This window comes from Escherichia sp. HH41S (assembly GCF_009820115.1).
GTDB classification, from domain to species: domain Bacteria; phylum Pseudomonadota; class Gammaproteobacteria; order Enterobacterales; family Enterobacteriaceae; genus Escherichia; species Escherichia coli_F.
This window is the reverse complement of the sequence record NZ_VNXE01000113.1, coordinates 169,543-177,346: the sequence shown is the minus strand read 5'-3', so window position 1 is coordinate 177,346 and position 7,804 is coordinate 169,543. Positions and strand designations below refer to the sequence as shown.

The 7,804-nt window shown below is 48.1% G+C and carries 6 protein-coding genes; 2 read left to right on the top strand and 4 right to left on the bottom strand.

The window, feature by feature from the left end; all coding sequences use genetic code 11:
• The 3 genes from tssI to FQZ95_RS21780 all read right to left on the bottom strand — a co-directional run.
• Window positions 1–761: type VI secretion system tip protein TssI/VgrG (gene tssI, locus FQZ95_RS21790; RefSeq protein ID WP_160530654.1), on the bottom strand; the 761-nt coding region annotated here is incomplete at its 3' end.
• Window positions 762–1,581: 820 nt separating this feature from the next.
• Window positions 1,582–1,794 (bottom strand): DUF5445 family protein, encoded by a 213-nt coding sequence (locus FQZ95_RS21785; protein ID WP_032184167.1) that lies wholly within the window; start codon window positions 1,792–1,794, stop codon window positions 1,582–1,584.
• A gap of 75 nt (window positions 1,795–1,869) precedes the next feature.
• Window positions 1,870–2,487, bottom strand: a complete 618-nt coding sequence (locus tag FQZ95_RS21780; protein ID WP_160530652.1) for a glutathione S-transferase family protein — start codon at window positions 2,485–2,487, stop codon at window positions 1,870–1,872.
• A 265-nt stretch (window positions 2,488–2,752) separates the two neighbouring features.
• On the opposite strand from FQZ95_RS21780, the gene ansP reads away from it, so the two are divergent.
• Complete coding sequence (gene ansP / locus FQZ95_RS21775) at window positions 2,753–4,252, top strand: L-asparagine permease (protein ID WP_001309490.1); 1,500 nt, start codon at window positions 2,753–2,755, stop codon at window positions 4,250–4,252.
• A 112-nt stretch (window positions 4,253–4,364) separates the two neighbouring features.
• On the opposite strand, the gene yncE is transcribed toward ansP, so the two are convergent.
• Window positions 4,365–5,426, bottom strand: a complete 1,062-nt coding sequence (gene yncE, locus FQZ95_RS21770; protein ID WP_160530650.1) for a 7-bladed beta-propeller protein YncE — start codon at window positions 5,424–5,426, stop codon at window positions 4,365–4,367.
• Window positions 5,427–5,667: 241 nt separating this feature from the next.
• Here yncE and pqqU point away from each other — a divergent pair, with 241 nt between their 5' ends.
• Window positions 5,668–7,770 (top strand): TonB-dependent receptor PqqU, encoded by a 2,103-nt coding sequence (pqqU, locus tag FQZ95_RS21765; protein WP_160530649.1) that lies wholly within the window; start codon window positions 5,668–5,670, stop codon window positions 7,768–7,770.
• Window positions 7,771–7,804 lie beyond the last annotated feature (34 nt).

Genomic DNA, 7,804 nt, shown 5'->3' with positions numbered 1-7,804 from the left:
TGTGTGCGCTGGTAATCCTGGTGCTGGCCTTCCTGATCAAAACGCCCTGCCCAGCCGGGTCGTTTAAAGGTGTAGTCTTTGGTCACCACGGAAGATGGGCGGATTTGTGCGCTGTAGAGGAACTGGCTGATGCATAGGGTGCTCACCTCGGTACGGGTGTTCGGATTCCAGGGGATCTCAAAGGACTCCGGCAGATAACGCACGGTGTCGCACAGGACCAGGCTCTGGTCGGTACTTTTTTGCGCGTGCTCCTCATAAAAGAAGATGCCTTCCTCCGCCGCCATCCGGCACAGGAAATCGTAATCGGTTTCGCCGTACTGGACACAAAACTCACGGGAAGGATGCGGCTCGCTGAACAGCGGACTCCACTCGGTCACCCCGTTTTCTTTCAGGATCGTCGCGAGTATGCTTTCGATGTCCTCATTCTGGAAGATACGGAAGTTCTGGCGCAGCCCTGTGCGCCACAGCGGTGGGCACACCTTCATGCTGTACAGCATCTGGTTTTTGTCGTTCTCCCCCAGTTCAAACCAGGTCACCACACCTTTTACCCGGCGCTGTACGTCATCGCCCTGCCATACCGTCAGGTAGGCCATTTTGTCGAGGATCTGCGGAAATTCAAGGGAAAGAAACTGCTGACTGACCAGAGAAAGGTCGAGGGAAAAAAGTGAAGAGAGTGACTGGGTGAGATGAAAGGAAACCACCGCAAACGCGTCCGGTGGCAGGCCGTCCACTTCCAGCGTGAAACGTAATCCGGTTGACATAGCAACCTCCGTGAAAATGAATAATAATCCGCACATATTGCATGTACAACATGTCGGACGGATGAGATAAGCGAGTCGACATCTGGCGTTACCGGGGAATATCAGAAAAATGTCATGGTTATGTGATGATTTAGTCTGGGATTTTACTTCAGAGAAACGGGTGTCTGTTTAGTCAACAAAATAATCACAAACGCAACGGATGGGTTCTCGACGTTATTCACGACAGGCTCGTACATTACAGCGAGTAATAAAAAACCTGATATGCAAAGTCAAACCAATATTCATAATGTCTTTTTATTCACAAAAATAAATAATTCAATAACAATCATTGAAATGAATGATGGTTTGTATAAGGAATATACGCTACCGCCCCACCCTGATAACATGATCTGCACATTGCCATCTTAACGTCGTTAAACACTGGCTTAATAGTGGATATTTCAAATTAGGAATTTATTAAATTCACCTGATGAATATCATAAGCAAATAGCATAGAAAATAATGACAACTCCCCCGAGGGGACCATTTCCAAAGCACTGCAACACCACCTGGTGCCCGGATGATCTTGCTTCAGTGGTAAGAGTACCTGATTCATTGTTCCCAAAATGGTGTTTTCCCCTGCCCCTCCAATAACGTGCAGCTCTCACGTGATAATCTATTGATTAGGTTATATTAAGAATCAATATTTGAAATACATCCATTTTCTTGAATAAATCAACATATTTATTTATCAATTGCTGTTTTAGCTCTGACTCATCAAACTCTCCATATTTTTCCTACAGATAATCGCGAATAAATACAGAGAACGCCATTTATCCTTTTAGCATACCTGCCGGATATTTTTATTTGTATTAATATTAATTGCATCTCCAACTCCGAGCATATCCATTATTAAAGACATTTTGAGATTATAGAATGCCTGTGATAACAACTGAAACATCTGCACAATGTGAATAGTTAGTTTCTTTTCAGAGGAAATGAAATAGACAAGCTGAATGAAAGGGAGAGTGATATAAATTAAAAAACATAACATGAATCTAATTAATTACGTCCATCATTGTGGATAAAGTTACTGAATAATAAATAACATAATATTCTGGTATCCCACTCAAATAATTTCATTCCTTTTTAATACTTCTTGTAATTTCGGTAACTGACATACAGCATCAGCGATCGCACTGATATTCGTGGCATTATCCTGAAACCATTCATGCCCAGGCCCCCATGTGCGCATAGTGCAAAGATAACAGTCCACCAGCGTTAGTTGCTCACCAAACGCATAAGGTTCAGCGGTCAATTGTGAATTCAGCCAGATATAAAGCGATTTACGATATTCAATAACATTCTTCTTTAACTGTTCGGGTGCGTCAGGAGCCCAACGCTCAGGGTAATCGGCGAAAGTGAATGTTGGATAGACATTAGCAACCAGCCAGACCAATAGCCGTTGAAACTGCTGACGTTCGGCGCGCCTAACCGGTGGCGCAAGGTCCGGGCGACGATCGAGAACCATCAATGCAATCGCCGCTGTCTCCGTCATAATCTCGTCATTTTCCAGCGCCAGTGTCGGAATCTGACACAACGGGTTCAGGGTTTTCAATAACTCGCGTGAAGTTCCCTCGTGGTCAAAACCACTGACATCAACGAACTGATAAGGAATATCAGCCAGTGTCAGCATCAGCTCACTGATGGTAGAGCCCCATCCGGGTACGCCATACACCTTAATCATATGCCCCCCACAATCTTTTAAAAATTAAGTGTAGGGCAGCACACAGATTAACCAGGAAAAGGATTTGTCATTTTTTCATCAGTTGTATTAATCCCCTCCAGAATTGTAAGGGGATTATTTTGCATCGTTACACGATAAAAGGTAGGATTCTGCGCCGACAGTTATACCTATAAAGAATAATGGTGAATCTTGTCATCGCCAGGATGAATAAACATTGTTCATGGCAACTTATATGACTTTTTCATTAAAGCAATCAGGGAGAGCAATGAGTAAACACGACACCGACACTTCAGATCAACACGCCGCGAAACGTCGCTGGCTTAATGCCCACGAAGAGGGTTATCACAAAGCGATGGGCAATCGCCAGGTACAGATGATCGCCATCGGCGGCGCGATTGGCACCGGCTTGTTTTTAGGTGCAGGAGCCCGACTGCAAATGGCGGGGCCAGCACTGGCACTGGTTTATTTAATATGTGGCTTGTTTTCGTTTTTTATTCTGCGTGCATTGGGTGAGCTGGTGCTACACCGCCCTTCCAGTGGCAGTTTTGTCTCTTATGCCCGTGAGTTTTTAGGAGAGAAAGCCGCTTACGTTGCAGGCTGGATGTACTTCATCAACTGGGCGATGACGGGGATTGTCGATATTACCGCCGTCGCTCTGTATATGCATTACTGGGGCGCATTTGGTGGTGTACCGCAGTGGGTATTTGCGCTCGCTGCGCTAACCATCGTTGGCACCATGAATATGATTGGTGTGAAATGGTTTGCGGAGATGGAGTTCTGGTTTGCGCTTATTAAAGTGCTCGCCATCGTTACCTTTTTGGTCGTGGGTACAGTGTTCCTCGGTAGCGGTCAGCCGCTAGATGGCAACACCACAGGATTTCATTTAATTACCGATAATGGCGGTTTCTTTCCCCACGGTTTACTGCCTGCTTTGGTGTTGATTCAGGGTGTAGTGTTTGCTTTTGCCTCTATTGAAATGGTTGGAACAGCTGCCGGAGAATGTAAAGATCCGCAGACCATGGTGCCTAAAGCGATTAACAGTGTGATTTGGCGTATTGGCCTGTTTTACGTCGGCTCCGTGGTGTTGCTGGTTATGTTATTGCCGTGGAGCGCGTATCAGGCGGGGCAAAGTCCGTTCGTGACGTTTTTCTCTAAACTGGGCGTGCCTTACATCGGCAGCATTATGAACATTGTGGTGCTGACCGCTGCCCTCTCCAGCCTGAACTCAGGTCTGTACTGCACCGGACGTATTCTGCGCTCAATGGCGATGGGCGGTTCCGCACCGAGTTTTATGGCGAAAATGAGTCGTCAGCATGTGCCGTATGCCGGGATTCTGGCGACACTAGTTGTGTATGTCGTCGGCGTATTCCTCAACTATCTGGTGCCGTCGCGCGTATTTGAAATTGTGTTGAATTTCGCGTCGCTGGGAATCATCGCATCATGGGCGTTTATCATTGTTTGCCAGATGCGCCTGCGTAAAGCGATTAAAGAAGGCAAAGCAGCGGATGTCAGTTTTAAACTGCCTGGCGCGCCCTTCACTTCCTGGCTGACATTACTGTTTTTGCTGAGCGTCCTGGTGCTTATGGCGTTCGATTACCCGAACGGAACTTATACCATTGCGGCGCTGCCGATTATCGGTATTCTGCTGGTTATAGGCTGGTTTGGTGTGCGCAAACGCGTTGCTGAAATTCACAGCACTGCGCCAGTCGTCGAGGAAGATGAAGAACAACAGGAAATTGTGTTTAAGCCAGAGACGGCGAGTTAATTGCAAAATTGCCCGGCTATGTGCCGGGCAAATTCAGATTAGAAACGAGGGTGCCGGATGCGGCGTGATAAAAGTCAGGCAAGTCTCTCAGTTTTCACCCTCGCCATATCTATTACAACGCAATACGAATCACATCGTCCGGCTGAGTAGCTTCCTGCTGTTTAGTAGATTTTTGTTTCACACTGACATACAGCGTTTTGCCATCGGCAGACAGCGCCAGGCTGTTCGGATGGGTCGGCGTATCGAACGTTTTCACCACTTTATAGCTTTTCGCGTCAATCACACTGACTTTACCTGCCTGACGATGCGTTACGTAGGCTTCATTACGCGTTGGGTTAAACAGCACAGCCAGTGATTCCGGTGCCGCAACCTTCGCCAGAATATTGCCATTACGGGTATCGACCACTAGCACTTCTGCCGCTTTAGAATCGGTGATAAATGCACGCTGATTGGCGGTATCGAGGCTGATGTTGATAAAGAAGTGCTCTTTGCCATCATCCAGCAGCTTTTTACGGCTGAGGATTTTATTGTCGGCGGTGTCGATGGTAATCAATTCACCATCGGCATTAGTGGTGTAAAGACGTTTGCCTTTGCTATCCAGCGCCAGACCGGTACTCATTTTACCGGTGTTCTGGATGGCGGTTTTCAGTTTGATATTCTCGCCATCAACGACCCAAATCACGCTCTCTTTACCAATACCACTGATGTAAACGGTGTTCGTGGCATCATCAGCTACCAGCTCACGCGGTTGCAGCGGGCGCACCTCTTCCGTGCGCTTACGATCATCCAGCACCAGACGGCCTTTCACTTCGCCCGTTTTGGCATCTATCGCCGTGACCGCGCTGTTTACGGTGTTACCAAACCACAACGTCTGAGTCGTGTTATTGATGGTGGCACCAAACGGCTTGAGATCGTTATGGATCGCCTGCGTCACTTCCAGAGTGACCGGATCAAGACGATAAACCACGCCACCTTTATCCAGTTTGCGGCTTTGCGAAGTGGCGAGCCACAGCGCGTTTTCTTGCTGGCTATAAGCCATTTCGTAGGCACCTTTACCTACCGCTTTACGCAGCATTTCTTCTGCGGCCTGCGTACTGAATGATGAAGCAACAAGCAATGAACCTAACAGTAATGAACCACGCAGGCGCGATGAAAACAGATGACGTAAATGCATGACGACTCCCTTTGATGAACCGATATTTTTGCTGCTTCACAATGCTTCGCTAAGCGTAATCATCGTTACGCTCTTGTTATAAATGGGAATGGTAATCATTATTTTCTCAAATGTGGAGCATTTCTTGCCGTTACGACTACAATTTTCTCAATTACTTAACGTATTGTGCCGTTTCATTTTCCATAAATTTACAATTTCATTACCATGACGGCGTTTTCCCATTCTTAACCTGGCTTTTTTCATGAAGATTTTTTCCGTCCGACAGACCGTTTTGCCCGCACTGCTTGTCCTTTCCCCCGTTGTTTTTGCCGCTGATGAACAGACTATGATTGTCAGTGCCGCACCGCAGGTGGTTTCAGAACTGGATACCCCAGCAGCAGTAAGCGTGGTGGATGGCGAGGAGATGCGCCTGGCAACACCGCGCATTAACTTGTCCGAATCACTGACCGGCGTGCCTGGTTTGCAGGTACAAAACCGGCAGAACTATGCGCAAGATTTACAGCTGTCGATTCGCGGATTTGGCTCCCGCTCCACTTACGGTATTCGCGGTATTCGCCTGTATGTGGACGGTATTCCCGCCACCATGCCCGACGGGCAAGGGCAAACATCCAACATCGATTTAAGCAGTGTGCAAAATGTGGAAGTGCTGCGTGGCCCCTTCTCTGCCCTGTATGGCAACGCGTCTGGCGGTGTAATGAATGTCACCACCCAGACCGGACAACAGCCACCAACCATTGAAGCCAGTAGTTACTACGGCAGTTTTGGCAGCTGGCGCTATGGGCTGAAAGCAACGGGCGCAACGGGAGACGGCACACAGCCCGGCGATGTCGATTACACCGTCTCAACCACGCGTTTTACGACCCACGGCTATCGTGACCATAGTGGCGCACAGAAAAATTTAGCCAATGCCAAACTGGGCGTACGCATTGATGACGCCAGCAAATTAAGCCTGATTTTCAATAGTGTGGATATCAAAGCAGATGACCCTGGTGGGCTAACCGAAGCAGAATGGAAGGCGAATCCGCAACAAGCGCCACGCGCTGAACAGTACGACACGCGTAAAACCATCAAGCAAACTCAGGCTGGGTTGCGCTATGAACGTAGCCTGAGCGCGCAAGATGATATGAGTGTGATGATGTATGCCGGAGAACGAGAAACGACCCAGTACCAGTCAATCCCAATGGCCCCGCAACTTAACCAGTCGCATGCGGGCGGCGTGATTACTCTGCAACGCCATTATCAGGGGATAGACGGCCGCTGGACACACCGTGGCGAACTGGGTGTTCCGGTCACGTTCACTACCGGCCTGAACTACGAAAACATGAGTGAAAACCGTAAAGGCTACAACAACTTCCGCCTGTATAGCGGCGTGCCGGAATACGGGCAAAAAGGTGAGTTGCGCCGCGACGAACGCAATCTGATGTGGAACGTCGATCCTTATTTACAAACGCAGTGGCAGCTGACCGAAAAACTGTCGCTGGATGCTGGCGTGCGCTACAGCTCCGTATGGTTTGATTCCAACGATCATTACATTACTCCGGGTAACGGCGATGACAGTGGTGATGCCAGTTATCACAAATGGCTACCAGCCGGATCGTTAAAATATGCAATGACCGATGCCTGGAATATCTATCTGGCAGCCGGGCGTGGTTTTGAAACGCCGACGATTAATGAGCTGTCTTATCGTGCTGACGGTCAAAGCGGTATGAACTTTGGTTTAAAACCATCCACCAACGATACAATTGAGATCGGCAGTAAAACGCGTATTGGTAATGGGCTGCTTAGTCTCGCATTGTTCCAGACCGACACCGATGATGAAATTGTTGTCGATAACAGTAGCGGTGGGCGTACGACTTACAAAAATGCCGGAAAGACCCGTCGTCAAGGCGCTGAACTGGCATGGGATCAACGTTTCGCGGGAGATTTTCGCGTAAAAGCGTCCTGGACCTGGCTTGATGCGACCTATCGCAGCAATGTGTGCAATGAACATGATTGTAACGGTAACCGGATGCCAGGGATCGCCCGTAATATGGGCTTTGCGTCGATAGGTTATGTACCGGAAGATGGCTGGTATGCAGGTACGGAAGCGCGTTATATGGGCGATATTATGGCCGATGATGAAAATACGGCCAAAGCGCCGTCTTATACTCTCGTCGGCTTATTCTCCGGGTATAAATACAATTACCACAATTTAACTGTGGATTTATTTGGTCGTGTCGATAATTTATTCGATAAAGAATACGTTGGTTCTGTCATTGTCAATGAGTCGAACGGGCGATATTACGAACCTGCGCCCGGGCGAAATTATGGTATCGGCGTGAATGTTGCGTGGCGATTTGAGTGATTATCTTGATGCCCGGTATTTGCCGGGCATTTAA

Bases quoted from the DNA above. Each gene is read 5' to 3' on its own strand.
- ansP (WP_001309490.1), top strand. From the start codon at position 2,753: ATGAGTAAACACGACACCGACACTTCAGATCAACACGCCGCGAAACGT.
- FQZ95_RS21785 (WP_032184167.1), bottom strand. From the start codon at position 1,794: ATGTTATGTTTTTTAATTTATATCACTCTCCCTTTCATTCAGCTTGTC.
- yncE (WP_160530650.1), bottom strand. From the start codon at position 5,426: ATGCATTTACGTCATCTGTTTTCATCGCGCCTGCGTGGTTCATTACTG.
- pqqU (WP_160530649.1), top strand. From the start codon at position 5,668: ATGAAGATTTTTTCCGTCCGACAGACCGTTTTGCCCGCACTGCTTGTC.
- FQZ95_RS21780 (WP_160530652.1), bottom strand. From the start codon at position 2,487: ATGATTAAGGTGTATGGCGTACCCGGATGGGGCTCTACCATCAGTGAG.